The sequence below is a fragment of the Paenibacillus kribbensis genome (assembly GCF_002240415.1).
Lineage (GTDB): Bacteria > Bacillota > Bacilli > Paenibacillales > Paenibacillaceae > Paenibacillus > Paenibacillus kribbensis.
This window is the reverse complement of the sequence record NZ_CP020028.1, coordinates 1,762,018-1,782,791: the sequence shown is the minus strand read 5'-3', so window position 1 is coordinate 1,782,791 and position 20,774 is coordinate 1,762,018. Positions and strand designations below refer to the sequence as shown.

Genomic DNA, 20,774 nt, shown 5'->3' with positions numbered 1-20,774 from the left:
AGGCTGGCTCTTTGGTTCACCCGCCAATGTGTGACATTTCAATTTTGGACAATGTTCGCTGCGTATGGGTCAGCCGTTCCTCAGAATAGCGGTCGGTACGCCCTCTCCAAACACGCTCAACGTAAGCCCTAATCTCATCATCGGACTGTTCGGAACGCAGCATCGTCCGAAGCTCATACCCTTGAGAGGCAAACAGACACGTGTACAAGGAGCCTTCAGCAGAAATTCTCGCTCGTGTACATGTGGAGCAGAAGGCATCCGTAACAGACGAAATAATGCCGATCTCCCCTTCTCTGTCCCGATACCTGTAACGCGTCGCCACCTCACCTGTGTACTGGGGCGGAACAGGCTCCAAGGGCATGTGCTCATGAATGGTATGGAGGATTTGCTGCTTGGAAACGACCTGATCCAATTTCCAGCCATTGGTGTTGCCTACGTCCATAAATTCAACAAAACGCAAAATATGCTTTTTCTTTTGAAAATAGTCTGCCATAGGCACAATATCCTGATCGTTGAAGCCCTTTTGCACGACCATGTTTATTTTCACCTGCATCCCCGCCTGAGCCGCAGCATCAATACCATCCAGTACGGCCTTTACGCTGCTTTTTCCACCGTTCATTCGGCGGAATCGCTCATCATCCAGCGAATCCAGACTAACCGTTACTCTCGCCAATCCTGCTTCTCGAAGTGCCGCAGCATACTTAGGCAAAAATACGCCGTTCGTCGTCATTGCAATATCTTCGACCCCTTCGAGTTGGGTTAACGAATGAATGAGCGAGGATAAGTCCTTTCTCAGCAACGGCTCACCGCCAGTAATACGCAGCTTCGTGACGCCAAGCGAGACAAAAATACGGGAAAGGCGTGTAATTTCCTCAAAGGTCAATATTCTTTCTTTTGGCAAAAACGGATAGTCATGCCCAAAGATTTCTTCCGGCATACAATACCGGCACCGAAAATTACATCTGTCTATAACGGATATTCTCAAGTCCCGTAACGGACGATTCCATTGATCGTCGCTGCGGTTTGTCATTACGTTCACCTCAATCTGCCATCGTTATAGACTTCTACAACGGATGCCTTCATTCCAGAAATTTGGGCAACAGCGATCAAGCACCTTAATTTCAGCTTAATAGCCAAAAAACCGGCATCGCAACAACTTCTTCGCCTTTGGAAATCGAAGAATCTGCTAAATGCCGGTTAATTTATCTACATCAAGATTTCACAAATCCTTACATCATGTGATATAGAAAAATCAAACTAACAAGCGCTGCGACAAATAAAATATACGCGATTCCCCACGTACACTCCATTCACGAATGCTCTGCAGTAGATTACTATTTCTATTGTTAGCAATCCTCGAACGTTTGTCAATGCTTTTTCAATTTCTCAAACGATAATCATTATCATTTAAAAAATTCAATAGTGTACCGTTGAACTATCTTAAATTTTACGCTATAGTTACACAAGGTGACATGCAGAAAATGACATATCTTAAGAATTATTATAGGTAATTGATATACAAGCGGTGCGTGCTGTTTGTTATTAATACATACTCCTATGGTGAATTGGCTTCCAGGACTTAGAGCTTGGTCACTACTCCACCATAAACACAAGTGCTCATGATCAGGCACTTGTGTTTATGGTGGAGTTTTTTTATTTCTAATTTTCAAATTCAAAATCTGAAAGGAGCCTGAACCGTGATTGAAAGTACAATCAAAATTACATTAAACGGACAGGAGCTGAAAGCAAACAGCAGTGCAACAATTCTTGAAATCATTAATGAAAACAACATTGCCCATCCCCAACTGTGTTACGTTCCCGAAGTTGATCCGATCCGCACCTGTGACACCTGTATCGTTGAAGTAGATGGAAAGCTGGTGCGTTCCTGCTCGACACATGCTGCGGATGGTATGAATATTCATTTACATTCGGACCGTGCGAAAGCAGCTCAAACAGAGGCCATGGACCGACTACTGGAAAATCATCTCCTCTACTGCACGGTGTGCGATAACAACAACGGTAATTGTAAATTGCATAATACAGCAGAGCTTATGGAAATTGAACATCAAAAATATCCGTATCGACCGAAAGTCGACCCAACGGAAGTAGATATGTCCCATCCTTTTTACCGCTATGACCCCAATCAATGTATTGCATGCGGCCAGTGCGTAGAAGTATGCCAAAACCTTCAGGTCAACGAAACGCTGTCTCTTGACTGGGAAGCTGAACGCCCTCGCGTCAAATGGGATGACGGAGTTGCAATTAACGACTCCTCCTGCGTCAGCTGTGGTCAGTGTGTAACGGTCTGCCCATGCAATGCCTTGATGGAGAAATCCATGCTGGGAGAAGCAGGCTTCATGAGTGGCATGAATAAGGACTTATTAAATCCGATGGTGGATCTGATCAAGGAAGTGGAGCCAGGCTATAGCGGGATATTTGCCATTTCCGAGGCGGAAGCAGCAATGCGTGAAACCCGTACGAAAAAAACGAAAACCGTCTGCACATTCTGCGGCGTAGGCTGCAGTTTTGAGGTATGGACCAAAGGCCGCAAAATTTTAAAGGTACAGCCTACCTCGGAAGGGGCTGTCAACGGCATCTCGACGTGTGTTAAAGGGAAATTCGGCTGGGATTTTGTGAACAGCGATCAGCGTTTGACCACGCCTTTAATTCGTGAAGGCGACGAATTCGTGGAAGCAACCTGGGAAGAAGCACTAAGCCTGATGGCCAGCAAAATGGGAGCTATTAAAGAAACCTATGGCGGCAAGGCGCTCGGCTTTATTTCCTCGTCCAAATTTACCAATGAAGAAAATTATCTGATGCAAAAATTGGCGCGTCAGATCTTCCAGACGAATAATGTCGACAACTGCTCACGATATTGCCAATCTCCTGCGTCATGGGGACTGCAATACACCGGAGGCATCGGCGGAGACAGCGGTACGATTAAAGACATTGCTCAGGCAGGCTTGGTCATACTGGTCGGTTGTGCGCCTGGAGAAGGACATCCGGTGCTGGCTACCCGCATCAAACGTGCGCATAAGCTGCACGGACAAAAGCTGATTTCGGTGGATTTGCGCAAGCACGAAATGGCAGATCGCGCAGATCTGTTCATTCGCCCGAAGCAAGGTACGGATTATGTATGGTTATCTGCTGTAGCCAAATATATCATCGACCAAAACTGGCATGCTGCCGGATTCATTGAAGAACATGTCAATTTCTATCCTGAATATTTGAAATTGCTAGAAACCTACACGCTGGAATTTGCCGAACAGGAAACAGGCATTTCCAAAGAGACACTGATTCAGGTGGCAACTATGATTCATGAAGCCGATGGCACTGCCATTTGCTGGGGCATGGGCGTGACGCAAAATATCGCAGGCTCTTACACTTCGATTGCAATTGCCAACCTGCTGCTGGTAACTGGAAACTTTATGCGTCCAGGTGCAGGTGCGTACCCGCTTCGCGGACATAACAATGTTCAGGGTGCTGCCGACATGGGCACGATGCCGGACATTTTGCCTGGCTACCAGCCCGTGACGAACGATGGCATTCGCGCCAAGTTCGAAGCGGCCTACGGCGTACAAATTCCGAATCAACGCGGACTGGACAACATTCAAATGCTGGAGGCCATTAAAACTGGTGAGCTTAAAGCGATGTATATCGCTGGAGAAGAGATGGCATGGGTGGATGCGGACTCCAATCACACTCAGGAAATGCTGGCGAATCTGGATTTCCTTGTCGTCCAGGATGTATTCCTGAGCAAGACAGCACAATTCGCGGATGTTATTTTGCCAGCCGTACCTTCACTGGAAAAGGATGGAACCTTCACCAATACCGAACGTCGTGTACAGCGTTTGTATGAAGCGCTGCGCCCTGTGGAGAACAGCAAACCGGATTGGTGGATTTTCAGCCAATTTGCCAAGTACATGGGATTTGATTGGGGTTATAGTCATCCGCGTGAAATTTTTGAGGAAATGGCGTCACTTACCCCATTTTTCTCCCAATGTAATTATGACGTATTGGAAGGCTGGAACAGCTTCCATTGGGGATCGACGGATGGCAGCAATACGCCGCTGCTACACACCAACGGCTTTAATTTCCCCGATAAAAAGGCGCGTTTGGGACTTTTCGAATATGTACCGCCAGTACAGTATCCGGCTGAATTCGATCTGACCTTGAATAACGGCCGGCTGCTTGAACAATTCCATGAAGGAAATATGACAACCAAATCAGCAGGTATCCAGCTCAAGCTCCCCAAAGTATTTGTGGAGGTGTCGCCCGAATTGGCTGAGGAGCGCGGAGTCAGGGACGGATCGCTGGTCCGATTGGAATCGCCTTATGGTGCGGTGAAGCTGCGTGTTCTGGTCACAGATCGGGTACAGGGAACTGAAATCTATGTACCCATGCACTCCACCAGCCATGATGGTGCTGTAAACCTGTTAACCGGTGGAGCATTCGACGTGATTACCCGCACGCCTGCCTATAAACAAGCCAAGGTTCGGATGCAAGTTTTGGAGGTAGACGGTCAAAATCCGCTGCCGCGTATCAATCCACGCTACAAAAAACGGCATCCGCAAAATGGGGTTGAAGTGGATCGGAAGTGGAATCGTCCCGGTTACGTCGATTTGGTAGATCAAAAATAAGGAGGTCGGCCCCATGGCCAAGCCTATTTCAATTGTGAGAAAACGTGTTTTGACAGAAGAAGAACGACAACAACAATCGCTGGATCAGCTTACTGCTGATTTGGCAGATAACGGGCCCGCATTGCAGAAAACGCTCGAAATTGTACGTGAGCTGCACGACAGCGGTCTTCTCGAAGCAGCACAGTCTATGCTGAAAGCCAAAGAAAGCATCGCCAAAATTGCTGTGGGACAAGCGACACGCAAACCTGTAACAAATATCATCAACAATCTGATGGGGGCAGCCGGAATGCTGTCCGAGGTAGACCCCGAGCTGATGAACAAGCTGACCAGCAGCGTGACTTCAGGCCTGAGCGAGGCTGAAGAGCATCTACAGCAGAACAAAAAAACTCGGCTGCGCGATCTCATGAAGGCGATGAATGATCCGGATGTAAACCGGGCCATGGGCTTTGGCATTCATTTTCTCAAAGGAATGGGAAAAGGGTTGTCCAATAAATAGCTAATACAATGGTCCGTTCGCGGAGCCTCCACACCAAGCTTCCAGGTCGATCCTGCTACAAAAACAAGAGTTGTCCCAAGCAGCCATTTCATGGCTTTTGGGACAGCTCTTTTATTTTTTATCCACCTGCAACAGCGTCACCGTTTTAAGCGAAACGGCATCCCTGATTTGCTCCTCCGCAATGACCTTCAGCTTAAGCAAGCTGGCAATCTTTGCGGTATCCGGCTTGGAAAACAAGCGCCATAGCTGCGGGTCTGGCAGTAAATTATACAGCATGGTGTGATCATATTCCTTGCGGTGCTGCTGCACAACCTTGACGCGGTAGCTGCCAATTTCCCATTCTGCCACTCCCTGCTGGTCGCAATGATTCGTAATATCATGACGCAGATCATTCAGCTCGCCTTCGATTTCTTTTTGCTGCTGCTTTAGCTGATAGTAGCGACGCACCTTGCTTTCCAAATCCATCACGCTCCTCTGCTTACATATGTATGCTTGCAGAAGCGTTTTAGGACAAGTTTTGTTAAGCATTTCCCGGGTAATGGAATGAGCCATAAGAAGCGCTACCATATTTCGAACTTTATTTGGGTACATTCGCGCCTGGATTTACAGGTCCTGCACCTTTGGACTCTCCTTTACGTTTCATATAGTTGGCCCAGTATGCCGTCAGAATAGGCACCAAAATGGAGGTCACAATGACCGAAGCGGCAACTAATGCCGTTGCTGACTGCGCTACAGGCAAAAACTCAGGCTTGATATTCGCGACAATAACCGGATTCGCTACTGCTGCACCTGCCGTACTGGAGGCTGCAATCCCTGCTGTGCCATTGCCGCCGCCGATATATTTATCCGCCAGCATCAGTGGGATACCCGTAATGATAATGACAAAGATGCCTAACAAAATACCAAGCACGCCCGTCTGGACAATGACACTCAGGTCAATGGAACAACCAAGTGCAAAGCCGAAAAATGGAATCAAGGCTTGCGTTGCGTTACCAAAGTATTTACGGAAATCGTGGTCCAGATTGCCTAATGCAAATCCGACCAGAAATGGTAAGACCGCGCCCACAAATGTCTGCGGCTCAAAAACGGCCAAGCCGGTACTGCCCAAAATCAGCATTGTCACCAATGGACCTGATTCCAGGGACATCAGCACGAATGCTCCTGCCTCTTCCTTGGAGCCATATTGCTGCATAATAGAGGCGTACAGCCCGCCGTTCGTCATATCCATGGCGGAAATCAGCGCCAGCACGGACAAACCTGCAAACAGCCCGCTTTCCACACCATCAACAGGCAGCAGTCTGGAGGCAATGATCGCCACTACCCAGGCGACTGCGATTTTAGTCAATACAAGCGTACCTGATTTACGCAATACGGTACCCGTCGCCCGAACATCAATGGAAGCACCCATACAAAAAAACCACACTGCCAAAATGGGTACCGTACCCGTCATTAGCCCCTTGGTAAAAGATCCAAAATAGTCTCCTGCCCATGGCGTAAACGTATGAAGCAGTGCGCCAATAAACAGCGGCACCAGCATAATGCCCCCTGGAATTTTATCAATGCTTTGTTTAATTTTCATAACTTCGTTCAACCCTTTCGTTTTTGCCAATGCAAAAACAAGGCCGGTTTACTTGCGGCTCAGGCCGAGATCAGGAATCAGTCTTGCGAAGGTATCATGGCTCTCCTTCAGCTGCCGTGCAAATGCCTCTGCATCCTTGACACGCAATCCTAGCCCATGCTTGCGCATTTCCTCCCTGAATTCCTCGTCCTCTGTCCCCTTGATCAGTGCGTCTGCCAGCATCCCGGCAATGTCATCCGGTGTGTCCTTTGGTACAGCCAGCCCTCTCCAGGTGCCAATAAAATGCACACGCAGCCCGGTGGCCTGCTGGAGTGTCGGCACACTTGGAAACGCTTCCGAAATCGTGTCTGCCTGGATCGCCAGTATGCGAAGCTTTCCTTGGTCCACATATGTTTTCACTTCTGCGGGGCTAACGGGTACAGCATCCACGAATCCGCTCATCAAAGCGGAAACGGCTGGCCCCGCCCCCTCATAAGGGATATGAGTGAAGCGAACACCGCTTTTCTGCTCCAGCATCGCGGCAGCGAGGTGCCAGATGCTGCCCGTACCTGCATTGCCCATTTTCAGCTTGCCGGGATGGGCACTGGCATCCTCCAGAAATGCCTCCGCTGTCTTCCACGGCGCATCCGCCCTGACCGTAATGGCAGAAGGGTCCATATTGGTTTGAAGCAGCGGCTTAAAGCGCTCATAGGTGAGCGGCAGCAGTCCCAAATGGGGTAACGTAGTCAGCTCCGCAACCAGATACGTTACGGTGTAGCCATCCGCCTGCGCCTCAGCCCCCTCCATCAGCCCAACGGAACCGCCGCCCCCCGTCCGGTTAACGACGGTGATTGGCTGACCGAGATGCTTTGCGGCGGCCTTTGCGAGCGCTCTGGCGGTAATATCTGTACCACCCCCTGCCGCATAAGGAACGACAAGCGTAATTGGCTTCATAGGAAATGTATTGCTGTGATCCCGCAGGGTGCGGTGATCCACATATTCACTGATACTCAAGGCAGAAAGCATAGCTACTCCTGCCGCAACCAGCACATATTTTTGCCATGGCTTTTTCTTCATTACGCGCCCTCTTCTCCAAAAAATAAACCGGGTCCAACATGCACCCGTTTTCACCCCCCAACGTATTCGGCCATGTTTTGTGCTTACATGAAGCTAATGTACCGCACCGTGGAGGGCCACAGCTATCGCTTAATCTTCGTATTTATCTTCTAAAACGCCAGCATATCGATCTTTTGGTCGATCTGCATATTCATTAGAACATTTGCTGATTTCCCGGAATTTCCCTGGAGTCACCTGTTTATGCTTGCGGAATACACGAATAAAGCTGTTCTCATTCCGGTATCCGACCTGGTCTGCAATTTCACTAATTTTCAAATGGGTTTCGCACAGTAAAGCACATGCTTTTTTCATGCGTAATCCAGTCAAATAGTCGTAAACGGTACTCCCCGTCTCTTCCTTGAACATGCTGCTGACCGAGGATACACTCATGTGAACCTGATCCGCAATCTCCTGCAGCCCTATGTTTAAATGCAGATGATGCTCCATATAATCCATCATCTCTTGCACACGCACAAAATCCTTGGATCGTCTGCGTTCATTCCATTTTTCTTCCATATCCGACAGAATGACGACCAGCAATGCCTCAATATCTTGCAGATCCTGCGTCAGAATCTGATTCCAATGGTAATCAGCAAGCTTATCCGGCGGTGTCACACTTTGGGTGGCACACCATTCTAGCAAATCTTCCAGCAATTCATGAACAAAAAGGTAAACTTGGGCTGGAGCTGTCCTGTGAAGACGAAGCTCTTCAACCCATTGGCCGATCAGCTTGGCACTTGCACCCGGTTCCTGTGACCCCAGAGTATGAATCATGTCAATACGCCGATTGTCCAGCAGCGTTGAATCCCGAGTCTGCTCCTGTAGCAGCACATCCGCTGAGCCATCCTTTTCCACATATACGTCGCAGTCCATGTTTGTATGTGAGCGTCCATACCCTTCATACAAGCGCAGGTTAAGGGCCTCTTTTCCTTTTACATAGGACTCCCGCGCCTCTTGAATATCTTTGACTACATGACCAACTCCAATAGAAATCGTCAAAGGAAGATGCTCACCGACAACCTGGATCAGCCTGTCTACACTTTTGTAAAGCACAACGCCCTCTTGGACAGCAGCCTCCGTACCAGCTTCGTATGCTCGCTCGCCGAACTGTAGCAGCACAACAAAGCCACTCTCCTCATCCGGCGCACTTACCGCTTTCCAGCAAGGCTCCAGCGTCTCCAGCAAAATATTGTTCAGCGCATACTTAAGCAGCATGGCATCCTCTTCTGGAAAGCTTGCGGCCCACGTGGAATATCGGTCGATCGATACGACCATGACAACCAAGGAATTGCCTTCCCAATCGGAAAAATACTGCTCCCATTTCATCCGCATTTCCTGTATGCCCATTCTACGCTGGATGACATCTTCAATATATTTGGAACGCAGCTCAGGCAGGCTTCGCTCAACCACCAGTGATTTGCGGTGGAACTCTCCAACCAGCTTGCTAATCACAGGCTCCAGGTCGTACAGCCCTCCTTGGCGCGTTCCCCTATTGCCCGAATTCAACAGGCTATTAATTTTTTTCATGGGGCGAAAAGCCGCATAATTGTAATAGTAGACGGCTGAGCATCCAGCCAGTATAGAGATAAAGGCCAGCCACAGCATCATATTGCGCGCCAGCTTTACATTTTTCAGGAGCTTGTCCATAGGAACGAGCGATACTAGACGCCAGCCCGTTACATCCGAAAAGGTCTGGTTTGCCATATATTCCATATCCCCTATCTCTACATAAGCATAGGGACTCACATCCAGCTCTTGCAAAACCCGGTTCATCTCATTTAAGGGTACGGACGATCTCAGCTTGGGATAGATCAGTTCGCCTTCCAGATCATACACGTATTGCGAGTTGGATAAATGGATATACAGTTTGGAGAAAAAACGGTCGTAATCCAGATTGATCAGCACCGCACCGATAACCTTCCCCTCCTCTACTATGGGTCTCGCCAGTGAAAGCAGCTCTACCGTCCCATACTGGGGGTCTGTGCCATACCACCTCCGCTTGATCAGTAGCGGCTTCCTGTGGATGTCCTGAATCCAGGGAACCCACGTGGTATCCGGTGCCTGTTTCCAATCAGGCAAGAAGCCGTAATTGCTGGATACAAGCGCATGATTCTCCAATGAGATCACTTCAACCGAATCAATCTCTTCATGTGAAGAAAGGGCTTTCAAATATTTCTGGAGTCGTTTTATGATGGAAGCGCTATTGGATAGCGAATTTCCATCTGCTTGGATACGAGCAAATGCCTCCACATCAGGGTGATAAGCCGCATCAAGTGCCATGTTATCTGACTCGCGAAAAGCACGATTGGTCACATCCAGATTAATTTGCAGCAGCTCTATATTAGGAGTGTTCAGTTCGGTATCCAAACCTTCACGATACCTCGAATAGGATAGCAGGCCAATCCCGCTAATAACGAACGAAACACATAGAGTAAGCAGCAGAATCAGTCTTGTCTGTTTATTTTTCAGCATTAGCCGAAGCTTAAGTCGCAACATTCCCGTAACTTCATCCTTCCGGACTTCCTTCTCCATCTTTCTCTTGCTCAGGCTGTAAAAGTAATAAAATACTCTTCCTAAATCTATTTGACACCAGATAGGGAAATCCCTGCCTATATATAACGAAACTTCAGAGAAGTTACGTCCTTAAAATCAAAAAGAAGAAGCCTCCCTTGGCAAGGGTAAGACTTCTTCTAGATCATTTCGTGCTGTTTAGCTCGTTTTCTCCACCTGGAAACGATCCAGCTCGCGCTGCATCTCCTCGCGAATCTGACGAAGCTCTTTCACCTTCTCAGCCGATTCCTCAAAGGAACGCTTCTGTTCCACCGTGGATGCCGTAATTTCTTCGCTGCCTGCGGCAGACTGCTGAGTGATAGCACTCATATTTTCGATAGCTTGCTGCACCTGTACGCTTAGTTCCCGCGATACATTCATATCTGTCGATAGCTTGCTGACCTGGCCAGCAATTTGCTGCACTTTGTCACTAATCTCTGCGAACGATTCGCCGGTGGAGGAGGTAGCCTTCTCCTGCTCACGGAACAGATCCTGACTTTGCGCCACAGAAGTCTTCACTTTATCCATGGCCTGCATAATACGCTCAACAGCGGTATAAATTTGCTTGACAGCGGACTCTGATTGGTTTGCCAGTTTTTTCACTTCATTGGCTACGACGGCAAAGCCTCTTCCCGCTTCACCTGCACGCGCAGCCTCAATGGAAGCATTCAAGGACAGCAGCGATGTCTGGCTGGCAATTTCAGATACGTAGCCGGTCATGGTTGTAATCTCGGCTGCATTGGCCTCCAGCTCCTTGACTGTCTGTTCCACTTCGGCCATCGCTGAGCGATTTTCCGCAACGATGCGCAGTTGCTCGCTCATGACCTGCGTACCCTGCTCAACGGCATGCAAAGCATCCTCACTATACGCGGTCGACTGCGTCGTTTCCAGCAGATTGGCCTCAAACTTCTGCTGCATCTCGTCCACCACACCAACCGTCGTCGACAGATCCTCGGCAATTTTCTGGCTGCCTATCGCCAGTTCCTCTGTTGATGTGCTGACTTGTGTCACAATTTCCTTCATGGCTTCATTATACTGGTCAATATCCCGAGCCATCAGATCGACACGATTACCCGCCTGATCAATAGAAAGAACAATGGTACGCAAGTTGCCAATCATGACCCGGAACGACTCGTTGAGCTCATCCAGCTCATCGCGTCCTTTCGTTTGGGCGAGCTGCACGGTCAGATTCCCCTCGGCAATTTGCTTCGCGGCATCCGTTAACCTGCGGGTTCTGAGGGCAAGCTGCCTGGAGGTATATGTATTATATAACCCGACCGCCACCATAAGAAAAACAGCACCTGCCAAGGCCAATTGCCAGGTAAAACGAATGCTCTTGGTCAAGTCCTCTGTGTATTCGTCATATCGTGCCTTAGTCAGCAAGTCCAGCATAAATACATCGTTTTGAATCCCTTGTACGCGCATGGCCTCCCGCTTGGACTCCGGGCTGTTTTGAGTGCTCATTGCTTTTTCCGTTGCTGTCTTAAACTTGCTGAATTTGATTTTAACCGAACTCAGACGTTTTTGCTGCGCTTCGGTCTGCATCATGCCCTGCGATAGCAGCGTAATCGTTTTTTCAGACTGAGTCAGCTGCTTCAAAACGTCGGCTTTGTTGCTCTCCGTCATGGAAGAAGAATAATTTTGCAACGCCTGCCCCGACTGAATCAAATAAGCATTGAGCTGCTGTACATTTAGCATAGCAGGTACAAGATTGCTGCTTTGCGAGTTAATACGTAGTAATTCGAAAATAATATACGCTACTAAAGCCAGGCAAGCGATCAGGGAAACCATCGCGTTCAGCACCAGTTTACCTTGCAGTTTCATCAACATTCATCCTCCGTTTTGCAAAAATTTATTGGGCAGGTACCACAAGCGCGCCGGACTTGATTTTTTCCTTTAAATCATCCAGCAACTTTTGCTGATCCTGATTCAGTGTCACGACACGAATAGGTGCTAATCCTATCCCATCCTCCGCAAGACCGAACACCATATTCTTGTCCGTAAATTTTCTTTGATGATCTGCAAAGCCTGTGACTGCTTTATATATCGCAATGTCCACATTTTTGATCATGGAGGTGACAACCGCCTTTTCCGCAATGAAAAACTGATCGCTGTCAACCCCGATCGCATATTTTTGCTGCTTTTGCGCTTCCTGTAGTGCCCCCACGCCCGTCAGACCTGCTGCTGCATAAATAACATCAATCTGATTCTGATTGATCATATCCTGTGCAATCTCCGTGCCTAGCTCCGGCTTTCCAAAATCTCCGGCATACGTCGCGGTGACTTTGGCATCCGGCTTGACGGATTGAACTCCTGTGCGATATCCAGCCTCAAACTTTTTTAACAGGGGAGACTCCACGCCTCCGATAAAGCCTACCTGCTCTGTGTGACTGGTCAAACCTGCGACGACTCCAGCCATAAAGCTGCCCTCTTCTTCTTTAAAGGTGATCGAAGCCACATTCGGTAGATCCGATTTTTCATCCACGATTAAAAAGCTGCGGTCCGGATATTTTTTAGCAACGGCTTCCAGACTGTCCTTTACCATATAACCCAATCCAATGATTAAATCTGCTTTCTCTTGCGCAAGCTGCTCAAAAGCAGCATCATATGTCTTGGTCTCCGAAATTTCCCGGTATTCAAACACAATTTTGCCTTCATCCCGTGCCTGGATCAAGCCTCGAAAAGCTGCGTCGCTGTAGGATTGATCGCCCAGACCGATGTCTGACAGTACGATTCCCACCTTCATGGGCTGTGCCTTGGTTTGTGCTGCCGATTGTCCACATGCTCCCAGCAGTAATGCAAAAATGATGACCATGGGAATCCACTTAAAAGTTAATAATACAGCTCGTTTCTTCATGACATATCACCTCAACATAATTTGGAAATCCCCAACAATTTTATATCGGTTGTAATAGCATATTTTTTCATGATAATTTCTGTAAATTCAGTTCTTTTATTTTATTATGAGAAAATAAATAGGACTGATCACCAGGCTTGAATCACGTCGCCTAACAATCAGTCCTCAAATCTATTTGCCTTTACTCCATTTGGAAGCAATCACATCTGCTTTACTCTCTATTAAATCCATAGCTTCCTCACGGCGTTTCGTTTTGAACAAATCAATCATGTCCATCAAGTCGTTGCGGTCCAATAATTTAACTCCGTTCACAGCAGCAAGTGTTTTACATGAATCGGTATAACGCCCGGAGGTGATGACGACAGACTTGTCTGCCGCATAATAGCGCATGGAGGTGTAAATCTCCTGCACCGCACCCAATCCTACCGGATGTTGTACACCATAGCGCTTGGCCTGGATTACGACTCTGGCGCCTTCACGGTCTGTAAAAACCAAATCCGCCCCAAAGTCCCGGCTGCCGGTTGTTTTATAGATGTCCTTATAGCCAAGGGCAGATAATAGTCGTTGCAAATAAAGCTCAAATTCCGAGCCGTCCTCCATACGATCGATATCCTGAATTCCAATTCGCCGTGGGTCCAGATCGCGTAAAATTCGATTCCGGCGACCACGTATAAGTCCTCTTATAATAAGTACAAGCAACACGAAGACTACAATAAGTCCTATCCCTAATTCCCTATATGCGGATAATTGCTCCAGCAGCATTCCTCTTCCCCTTTTCTACAATAAAGGTGCAGCCGCATAACCCCTAACAGTTAAATCCCTAAGTTACACCTGACTCACGTATTACATCTCCCATGTTACAATCACATATTAACATGATAAAAGCCCCGCCAAATTCGACGGGGCTATCTTCGTCTTGCCTCAAAGCTCTTTAAATTCTATGCTCAAAGCAGAATTATTCACGATTCAGCAAAGATTCTCCAGCGATGCCAGGCTGGGTCATTTGATACGGGTCCAAAATAATGTCCAGTTCTTCCTCGGTCAGGACATTATACAGCAGACTCAGTTCACGCACCGATTTTCCTGTCGTGATGGCCTCGCGTGCAATGCGGGATACAACCTCATATCCGAGATGAGGATTAAGTGCTGTAATAATGCCTACACTGTTCTCCACATATTCACGACACCGCTCTACATTGGCTTCAATTCCGTCCACACAATGGATGCGGAAGACGTTGAAGCCCTGCTTCATAATTTCCAGTGATTGCAGCAGGTTGTAGACAAGCACAGGCTCCATTACATTCAGCTCCAGCTGCCCTGCCTCAGAAGCCAGACAGATCGTATGGTCATTTCCAATAACCTGAAAAGCAATTTGGTTAATGACCTCACACATCACCGGGTTGACCTTGCCCGGCATAATGGATGACCCCGGCTGACGAGCAGGCAAGCTCAGCTCTCCGAGACCAGCACGCGGCCCGGAGGCCATCAGACGGATGTCATTTGCCACCTTTGACATGTTCATCATACAAATTTTCAACGCAGCAGATACTTCGGTGTAGGCATCCGTATTTTGTGTAGCATCCACGAGATTCTCATCAGCTTCCAGCGGGAAGCCGCTGACCTCTGCCAACACCTCAGCGACACGCTGAATATAACGACGGTCTGCGTTCAAACCAGTACCAACCGCAGTCGCTCCCATATTAATCGTCAGCAGATGCTGCTTGGTCGCACGGACGCGACCGATATCACGGCCCAGCACACGCGCATAAGCCTGAAACTCCTGTCCCAGTCGAATCGGCACTGCATCCTGCAAGTGGGTCCGACCCATTTTAATCACACTATCAAACTCTTTCGCCTTACGGGAAAACGCTTCTTGAAGCTCACTCATGGTGACCAGCAACTGGTCAATCATACTTAATACAGCCAGATGGACTGCTGTAGGAAAAGCGTCGTTGGTCGATTGCGCCATATTGACATGGTTATTGGGGCTGATCTCCTGATAATCTCCACGCTGCTTACCCATCAGCTCCAGCGCCCGGTTTGCAATCACTTCATTTGTGTTCATATTAATAGACGTGCCTGCGCCGCCCTGAATCGGATCGACGATGAAATGGTCATGCAACTGCCCTTGAATGATCTCGTCAGCTGCCTGAATGATGGCCTCTGCTTTGGGACGATGCAAGCGGGTCAATTCCATATTTACCGTCGCTGCTCCCTTTTTGACGATCGCCATGGCCTTAATCAGTTCAGGGTGCAACCGTTGGCCTGTAATTGGAAAATTTTCTTTTGCCCTCAGGGTTTGTACACCATAATAGGCGTCTGACGGCACTTCCTTGTTACCTAAAAAATCATGCTCCAGCCTCATATTCTTCGATTCCTCCGCTGTGTGTGCTACGATCTTCAATCCAGACCAGCCGAATTGACCATACAGAGACCTTGGGACGGTCCCTCCTTCATTATACGTTCCCATTCCCGTGCTTTTCCAGTCAAATTAACGCGGAAAAAGGTTACACTATCTTATGACAAGTTATGATTGCCTGTATAGACTCTAATTATTCGACAAATGCTCAGCAATGATCGGCATGGGGATTCAAGAGCTTATAATAATACCGCGTGGCATGCAACTGACCATCAGCCGACCTGGCATAACCCGGAATCACACCCGCTTCTATAAAACCGATAGACTCATATAGTCTATTGGAAGGATCACCCACCCGCGTATCCAGCACCAGTAACGTTCTATCCTGACGAAGTGCTTCTTCTTCTGCCGCTTTCATTAACTGTCGTGCAATCCCAAGCCTGCGCCCCGACGGATGCACCATGAGCTTTGCAATTTCCGCACGATGTGTAGCGTTGGCTTTTTGAGCCAAATGAAGCTGAACCGTGCCCACAGGCACTCCGTCCTTCTCGGCAATCCACAACACCACACCATCTTCAAGCACACGATTCCAGTAAGCAGCTGCTTCCAGATAGGTCAGTGGTGGCAAAAAGCCTATAGAAGCACCGTCTGCTACCACGTCGATTAAAAGTCGAATCAATGTGTCTACCACTTCTTCATTCAGAGCTTGGATAGGATAGACTATTATTTTGTCAGACACTATGATTCCTCCCAATGGCGTTGATAACATATAATAAAGAAAGCAAACTATCCTTTTACGATAGCTTACTTTCCATGGTATTTCTGTTACATCATTATTACTTCCGCCATTATTTCTGCTACTGATCTGCCATATAAAAGAATTCCCACAGATGACCATCTAAGTCCTGAAAGCTCCATCCGTACATAAAACCATGATCCTGAGGTTCGTTCGAAGGCTTGCCCCCCGCTTCCAAAGCCTTGTGGACGATCTCGTCCACCTTTGCTCTGCTCTCTACCGATAAAGCGATAATCGCTTCCGTGCTATTGGTTGCATCTGAGATTTCTTTTGTCGTAAAAGCTTTAAAGCGCTCTTCAACCAGCAGCATAACAAAAATATGCTCACTAACCACCATACAGGTTGCATGTTCATCGGTGAATTGAGCATTAAATTCAAATCCAATTGCATTGAAAAAGTCAATGGAGTGCTGCAGATTTTTAACCGGTAAATTCACAAAAATTTGTTTGGCTGTTACTCCCACGGCATTTCACCTCTTCATACGTTTTAAATTCTGTTTTTCACACTGCTTCTCAAAAAAGATAACTTAACTATCGTATAAAGTCAAATAATCTGACATTCGTATTATCTATTGCTGCCAATCCAACTTTCCAGGGTCCGAGATAATTCAGCCGCCTCGCTACATATAGACTGATCCTGGCAGTCGTGGGTAATCGCTGCGCTTCCTTTTCCAGCAAACCCTCAAGTAAAAAGCAAAAATGAATTCTTCTTGCCGTAGCATAATCAGATCATATTATTGTAAACTTGTTCTAATACAGAAAAAGGTGGCACATACGCTATGGAGCATTTGCTTAACAATCAGGTTCAAAACATTCAAATCAGCGGCATCCGCAAAATTGCCAATAAGGTTGCCGCATTGCCCGGAACCCTGTCCCTTACGATTGGACAGCCGGATTTCCCTACCCCTGCGCATATTATGGAGGCCGCCCATCGGGCGATTAACGAAGGACGCACCTCATATACGCCTAATCCCGGACTACCCGAGTTACGGGAAGCCGCAGCGGCATTTGTAGCCCATAAATACGGGCTGAATTACCGTGGACAGGATGAGGTTATCGTAACGAACGGGGCCAGTGAAGCACTGGATATTACCCTGCGCACCATTTTGTCACCCGGCGATGAAGTCATTCTGCCTGTGCCAATCTACCCGGGTTACGAGCCATTGATCCGCTTGTCAGGCGGCATTCCCGTGTTTGCCGATACTCGCAGCAGCGGCTTCAAGCTCACTGCTGAGGTGCTGGAGCCTTACCTGACCGAGCGGACGAAAGCAGTCATCCTCGGCTATCCTTCGAATCCGACCGGGCGAGTGATGAGCCGTGAGGAATTGGAAGCGGTCGCCGATTTGCTGAAGGAACGCGAGCTGTTTGTCATTTCGGATGAAATATACAGCGAACTGATTTACGATGCTCCCCACGTGTCCATTGCAGCACTTCCAGGTATGCGGGAACGTACCATTGTCATCAACGGACTGTCCAAGTCACATTCCATGACGGGCTGGCGCATTGGTTTTACGCTTTCACCCGCTGAAATTTCACAGCACATGGTTAAGGTTCATCAGTATAACGTGACCTGTGCCAGCTCGATCAGCCAATATGCTGCGCTGGAAGCTCTGACCGCCGGTGTGGACGATGCACTTCCGATGCGCGAGGAGTACCGTAAGCGTCGTGATTATGTGCATGGCAGGCTGACAAGCATGGGGATTCCGCTTGAGAAACCCGAGGGAGCCTTTTATCTATTTCCTTCCATCGCCCATTTTGGATTAAGCTCGATGGACTTCACCTTGAAACTGCTGGAAGAGCATGGAGTAGCAGTTGTGCCGGGAGATGCCTTTTCTTCCTATGGCGAAGGATACATTCGCTTGTCCTACGCTTACGGACCAGAGGTGCTTGAGCAAGGGCTGGATAAAATAGAAAGGTTTGTTAGAGGAATTGTGAGGAATTAAGGTGGGAGGAGGCGCTACGCGGTCCATTTGATCTTCCGATCGCTGTTGCAGTGGGATTCTTGGATTGTATAAAACATTTATAGGTAAGAATCCCACTAAGCATATGCTTTCGAAGCGAGCTTTCCTATGGAAAGCTTTTAGGCGAACGCTATCGCTTCTCCAGATTCAAATGGCCCGCTTGCTACTACCCGCCTTAAAGTCCCACAAGTCTCTAACGTGTGTGTAGAATAGCAGGGTTAAAAAACAATACTCACCGCTTTGCGCGGTGAGTAAATATAAAGACAGCCCTTGAATTTGAACTTATCCCCTGTCAAGTTGACAGTAAAGAAAATGTCCTTAAACTAAGCAGTTTGAGTCCGGTATTCAACCGAGCTTTTGTTGTTTAAACCAAGCTGGATACGTTCCAGTTAGTTTTAGTGTTCCCAGTACCGCTCCCTGGCAACCACATTGCTTATGATATTCCTCTATTTTTCCATTAATTTATTGAATATATCTCTATCTTTGGAAGTAAAGTCGGAAATCCGTTTCTTTTGCTCGTATGTGTTGGTACTTGAATCCAATTTAATGAAGCTATTTTCACCAACCACATATACGATATTGTTTTTTATCTTATATGACACAATATTATCAACAGTATTTTCCAGTGGATCAGCAAGATGATTATAAAGTATTAAAGGGTCGTGCGGCCCCCCTCTAAAAATTTGAAAAGTCCCGTCACCAAAATATTCTACGGTATCTTTGCCTGATGGGTATTTATACTTCGTATGATCCCCGGAATTCACCAGGAAAATTAGAGTAGTAGTTGTAACTAGTATAGCAATCAAGATAAAGATGTATCTACGCTTCATCTGCAATTCACACCTCACTTCCAAGCTTTTCTTGCATCAGTTACTGTAACATAAGATGTGTACTCATTGAGTGTTCCCCATGATTCCATTAAATTTGTTAGATTGGCTGCAGCCCAACCAAGTTTGTTGTTCCCAGTAAACATTTGTTTAAAATTATACTCAAAATTATAGACATCAGAATACGTTGTAGTAATTTTCCATTGCCCGCCAAAGTAATTTCCATTTATTTCATAATACATGTTGTGAAAAGCATTATATAAATCTTTATCACTTTCTAATCCCTTAGATCCATTATATGAAAAACTTTTAACTTTATTAGCGTTAGCTTTTTTGACTTCGTCATTAACTATTGCGATGTGCTCTTTAGATTTTTTAATTTGCTGCGCCTCATATGACCACTCATTAAAGTATAAATTTCCTGGTTTGTAATCAAGTGAATGTTGAAGTAAATTGGCTGTGATGTCTCCGTACTTCTTTCGAGCTATAGGAACAGCTACGGATGTAAATGCTTTACGATCAGGATAATGTATTACAGTGTCTGTCGAATCTTTTACCTGTTCTACACCTCGCACCCAAGCCTTTTCTAGTTCTACCAGAGGATTTTCAAACGGAAAAGTATTATTTCCAGCATACACTAACATATTCTTACTATATGCGCCTTGCAGCACTTCCTGCGAGATATCAGACAGATCCTATTCTCTTGTTTCCTTAGGTTCTAACTGAGGGCTGTATTGAATTTTTCCCAATTGATCTTCTTTTTGTTTTAAAACAAGTTCAAACTCAAGTATCTCTTTGCTGGTATCCATTTGTTCCTGATACTTTTCTACATAAGCGTGTGTAAACGTAATTTCTCGGATCGTATTTTCATTTCTCACGATTTGGATGTTACATTTTCGATAGTAATCCTCACTATCAGGTTTATATTCTGTGTTTGCCCATGTATACAGCATGTTGGTATTATCCGCATTGTCTATAACCGAAGGAAGCGAATGGAGCGGAATTTTGCTTCGAATATGTAGTGAATGTGCCAAAACTGAAGACTTAGCTGAAAGGTTTTTGGCACTATTGTTCATATATGTAAAACCAGTGATTTCACCATTTACAAACTCGATTGGCTCACCACCGGATTTGCGTTCGATTCTTAATGAAATGCTCATTGAAGTAATCTCCTCTGTTAATTTAATCTAGTTCTATAGGAAAAATTTATGAAACCAATTTCCAAATATTAATATATAAGAAAGATATTAAATAGTAAACATATTTTTAACTTGATAAAGGACGTAAAAAAATCCCTTTTGAATATAGATAGTTAGGGGGCTTATTCCAAACTGTCTACTCAAAAGGGATAATAGCAAACCACCCATACAGGTGATCCAACGGCCTGTTCGCTCTTCCACTACTCCCTCACCGTCGGTGTGGGATTCATGGGTGCGTAGCTTTAAGCACAGCGCAGCGGAGGGGGCGGAATAGTGCTGGACAAGCGTAAGCGGTCGCCTTTAAATTCCGATTTTAACCTTTGAGCAGGTACAGCGTACCTGCGACCGGATATTTGATTCGGTTCAACACAAATGTGTGAATGAAATGAATATCCTTTGTATATCCAATCATAAAA

At 46.8% G+C, this 20,774-nt stretch carries 17 protein-coding genes; 3 read left to right on the top strand and 14 right to left on the bottom strand.

Annotated elements, in window-relative coordinates; translation table 11 throughout:
- Nucleotides 1-16 precede the first annotated feature (16 nt).
- Nucleotides 17-1,030, bottom strand: coding sequence for a GTP 3',8-cyclase MoaA (moaA, locus tag B4V02_RS07935; RefSeq protein WP_094154389.1), 1,014 nt, complete (start codon nucleotides 1,028-1,030; stop codon nucleotides 17-19).
- A gap of 667 nt (nucleotides 1,031-1,697) precedes the next feature.
- On the opposite strand from moaA, the gene fdhF reads away from it, so the two are divergent.
- Both fdhF and B4V02_RS07925 read left to right on the top strand, forming a co-directional pair.
- The gene (gene fdhF, locus B4V02_RS07930) at nucleotides 1,698-4,640 is read left to right on the top strand and encodes a formate dehydrogenase subunit alpha (RefSeq protein WP_094154388.1); all 2,943 of its coding nucleotides are present in this window, start codon (nucleotides 1,698-1,700) and stop codon (nucleotides 4,638-4,640) included.
- Nucleotides 4,641-4,653: 13 nt separating this feature from the next.
- A complete protein-coding gene (locus B4V02_RS07925) occupies nucleotides 4,654-5,136 on the top strand; it encodes a helical membrane plugin domain-containing protein (protein WP_094154387.1) in 483 nt (160 codons plus the stop codon).
- A gap of 111 nt (nucleotides 5,137-5,247) precedes the next feature.
- Here B4V02_RS07925 and B4V02_RS07920 read toward each other — a convergent pair whose 3' ends face one another.
- The 10 genes from B4V02_RS07920 to B4V02_RS07875 form a co-directional block, all read right to left on the bottom strand.
- Nucleotides 5,248-5,601 (bottom strand): hypothetical protein, encoded by a 354-nt coding sequence (locus B4V02_RS07920; protein WP_094154386.1) that lies wholly within the window; start codon nucleotides 5,599-5,601, stop codon nucleotides 5,248-5,250.
- Nucleotides 5,602-5,713: 112 nt separating this feature from the next.
- On the bottom strand, nucleotides 5,714-6,715 hold the full coding sequence (gene kdgT, locus B4V02_RS07915) for a 2-keto-3-deoxygluconate transporter (RefSeq protein WP_094154385.1): 1,002 nt from the start codon (nucleotides 6,713-6,715) through the stop codon (nucleotides 5,714-5,716).
- Between the two features lie 48 nt (nucleotides 6,716-6,763).
- Nucleotides 6,764-7,771 (bottom strand): tripartite tricarboxylate transporter substrate binding protein, encoded by a 1,008-nt coding sequence (locus tag B4V02_RS07910; RefSeq protein WP_007431353.1) that lies wholly within the window; start codon nucleotides 7,769-7,771, stop codon nucleotides 6,764-6,766.
- A gap of 129 nt (nucleotides 7,772-7,900) precedes the next feature.
- Complete coding sequence (locus B4V02_RS07905) at nucleotides 7,901-10,342, bottom strand: AraC family transcriptional regulator (protein ID WP_094154384.1); 2,442 nt, start codon at nucleotides 10,340-10,342, stop codon at nucleotides 7,901-7,903.
- 177 nt (nucleotides 10,343-10,519) lie between these two features.
- Nucleotides 10,520-12,184, bottom strand: a complete 1,665-nt coding sequence (locus B4V02_RS07900) for a methyl-accepting chemotaxis protein (RefSeq protein WP_094154383.1) — start codon at nucleotides 12,182-12,184, stop codon at nucleotides 10,520-10,522.
- Between the two features lie 28 nt (nucleotides 12,185-12,212).
- Nucleotides 12,213-13,217 carry a BMP family lipoprotein gene (locus B4V02_RS07895; protein WP_094154382.1) on the bottom strand — a complete coding sequence of 335 codons (1,005 nt, stop codon included), beginning with the start codon at nucleotides 13,215-13,217 and terminating at the stop codon, nucleotides 12,213-12,215.
- A 171-nt stretch (nucleotides 13,218-13,388) separates the two neighbouring features.
- Nucleotides 13,389-13,979, bottom strand: a complete 591-nt coding sequence (locus B4V02_RS07890; protein WP_094154381.1) for a restriction endonuclease — start codon at nucleotides 13,977-13,979, stop codon at nucleotides 13,389-13,391.
- Nucleotides 13,980-14,172: 193 nt separating this feature from the next.
- On the bottom strand, nucleotides 14,173-15,582 hold the full coding sequence (aspA, locus tag B4V02_RS07885; protein ID WP_094156966.1) for an aspartate ammonia-lyase: 1,410 nt from the start codon (nucleotides 15,580-15,582) through the stop codon (nucleotides 14,173-14,175).
- A gap of 202 nt (nucleotides 15,583-15,784) precedes the next feature.
- Nucleotides 15,785-16,315 carry a GNAT family N-acetyltransferase gene (locus B4V02_RS07880; protein WP_094154380.1) on the bottom strand — a complete coding sequence of 177 codons (531 nt, stop codon included), beginning with the start codon at nucleotides 16,313-16,315 and terminating at the stop codon, nucleotides 15,785-15,787.
- Between the two features lie 118 nt (nucleotides 16,316-16,433).
- Entirely contained in the window at nucleotides 16,434-16,835 is a 402-nt protein-coding gene (locus B4V02_RS07875) for a VOC family protein (RefSeq protein WP_094154379.1), read from the bottom strand.
- A 315-nt stretch (nucleotides 16,836-17,150) separates the two neighbouring features.
- Between B4V02_RS07875 and B4V02_RS07870 the strand changes: the two genes are divergently transcribed.
- Nucleotides 17,151-18,314 (top strand): aminotransferase A, encoded by a 1,164-nt coding sequence (locus B4V02_RS07870; protein ID WP_094154378.1) that lies wholly within the window; start codon nucleotides 17,151-17,153, stop codon nucleotides 18,312-18,314.
- 464 nt (nucleotides 18,315-18,778) lie between these two features.
- Here the strand turns inward: B4V02_RS07870 and B4V02_RS26270 are convergent, their stop codons facing one another.
- Genes B4V02_RS26270 through B4V02_RS26530 form a run of 3 tightly spaced genes read right to left on the bottom strand, consistent with a single transcriptional unit; the run spans nucleotide 18,779 to nucleotide 20,319 of the window.
- Nucleotides 18,779-19,162, bottom strand: coding sequence for a hypothetical protein (locus B4V02_RS26270; protein ID WP_208618708.1), 384 nt, complete (start codon nucleotides 19,160-19,162; stop codon nucleotides 18,779-18,781).
- Between the two features lie 14 nt (nucleotides 19,163-19,176).
- On the bottom strand, nucleotides 19,177-19,803 hold the full coding sequence (locus tag B4V02_RS26535) for a hypothetical protein (protein ID WP_244188484.1): 627 nt from the start codon (nucleotides 19,801-19,803) through the stop codon (nucleotides 19,177-19,179).
- 51 nt (nucleotides 19,804-19,854) lie between these two features.
- Complete coding sequence (locus tag B4V02_RS26530) at nucleotides 19,855-20,319, bottom strand: hypothetical protein (RefSeq protein ID WP_244188483.1); 465 nt, start codon at nucleotides 20,317-20,319, stop codon at nucleotides 19,855-19,857.
- Nucleotides 20,320-20,774: the final 455 nt, after the last annotated feature.

What these genes read in the sequence shown, in the direction of transcription:
- kdgT (WP_094154385.1), bottom strand. Translation starts at nt 6,715, where the DNA reads ATGAAAATTAAACAAAGCATTGATAAAATTCCAGGGGGCATTATGCTG.
- B4V02_RS07900 (WP_094154383.1), bottom strand. Translation starts at nt 12,184, where the DNA reads ATGAAACTGCAAGGTAAACTGGTGCTGAACGCGATGGTTTCCCTGATC.
- aspA (WP_094156966.1), bottom strand. Translation starts at nt 15,582, where the DNA reads ATGAGGCTGGAGCATGATTTTTTAGGTAACAAGGAAGTGCCGTCAGAC.
- B4V02_RS07870 (WP_094154378.1), top strand. Translation starts at nt 17,151, where the DNA reads ATGGAGCATTTGCTTAACAATCAGGTTCAAAACATTCAAATCAGCGGC.
- B4V02_RS07910 (WP_007431353.1), bottom strand. Translation starts at nt 7,771, where the DNA reads ATGAAGAAAAAGCCATGGCAAAAATATGTGCTGGTTGCGGCAGGAGTA.
- B4V02_RS07905 (WP_094154384.1), bottom strand. Translation starts at nt 10,342, where the DNA reads ATGGAGAAGGAAGTCCGGAAGGATGAAGTTACGGGAATGTTGCGACTT.
- B4V02_RS07925 (WP_094154387.1), top strand. Translation starts at nt 4,654, where the DNA reads ATGGCCAAGCCTATTTCAATTGTGAGAAAACGTGTTTTGACAGAAGAA.
- B4V02_RS07890 (WP_094154381.1), bottom strand. Translation starts at nt 13,979, where the DNA reads ATGCTGCTGGAGCAATTATCCGCATATAGGGAATTAGGGATAGGACTT.
- B4V02_RS26530 (WP_244188483.1), bottom strand. Translation starts at nt 20,319, where the DNA reads ATGAGCATTTCATTAAGAATCGAACGCAAATCCGGTGGTGAGCCAATC.
- B4V02_RS07895 (WP_094154382.1), bottom strand. Translation starts at nt 13,217, where the DNA reads ATGAAGAAACGAGCTGTATTATTAACTTTTAAGTGGATTCCCATGGTC.
- moaA (WP_094154389.1), bottom strand. Translation starts at nt 1,030, where the DNA reads ATGACAAACCGCAGCGACGATCAATGGAATCGTCCGTTACGGGACTTG.
- B4V02_RS26270 (WP_208618708.1), bottom strand. Translation starts at nt 19,162, where the DNA reads ATGAAGCGTAGATACATCTTTATCTTGATTGCTATACTAGTTACAACT.
- B4V02_RS26535 (WP_244188484.1), bottom strand. Translation starts at nt 19,803, where the DNA reads ATGTTAGTGTATGCTGGAAATAATACTTTTCCGTTTGAAAATCCTCTG.
- B4V02_RS07920 (WP_094154386.1), bottom strand. Translation starts at nt 5,601, where the DNA reads ATGGATTTGGAAAGCAAGGTGCGTCGCTACTATCAGCTAAAGCAGCAG.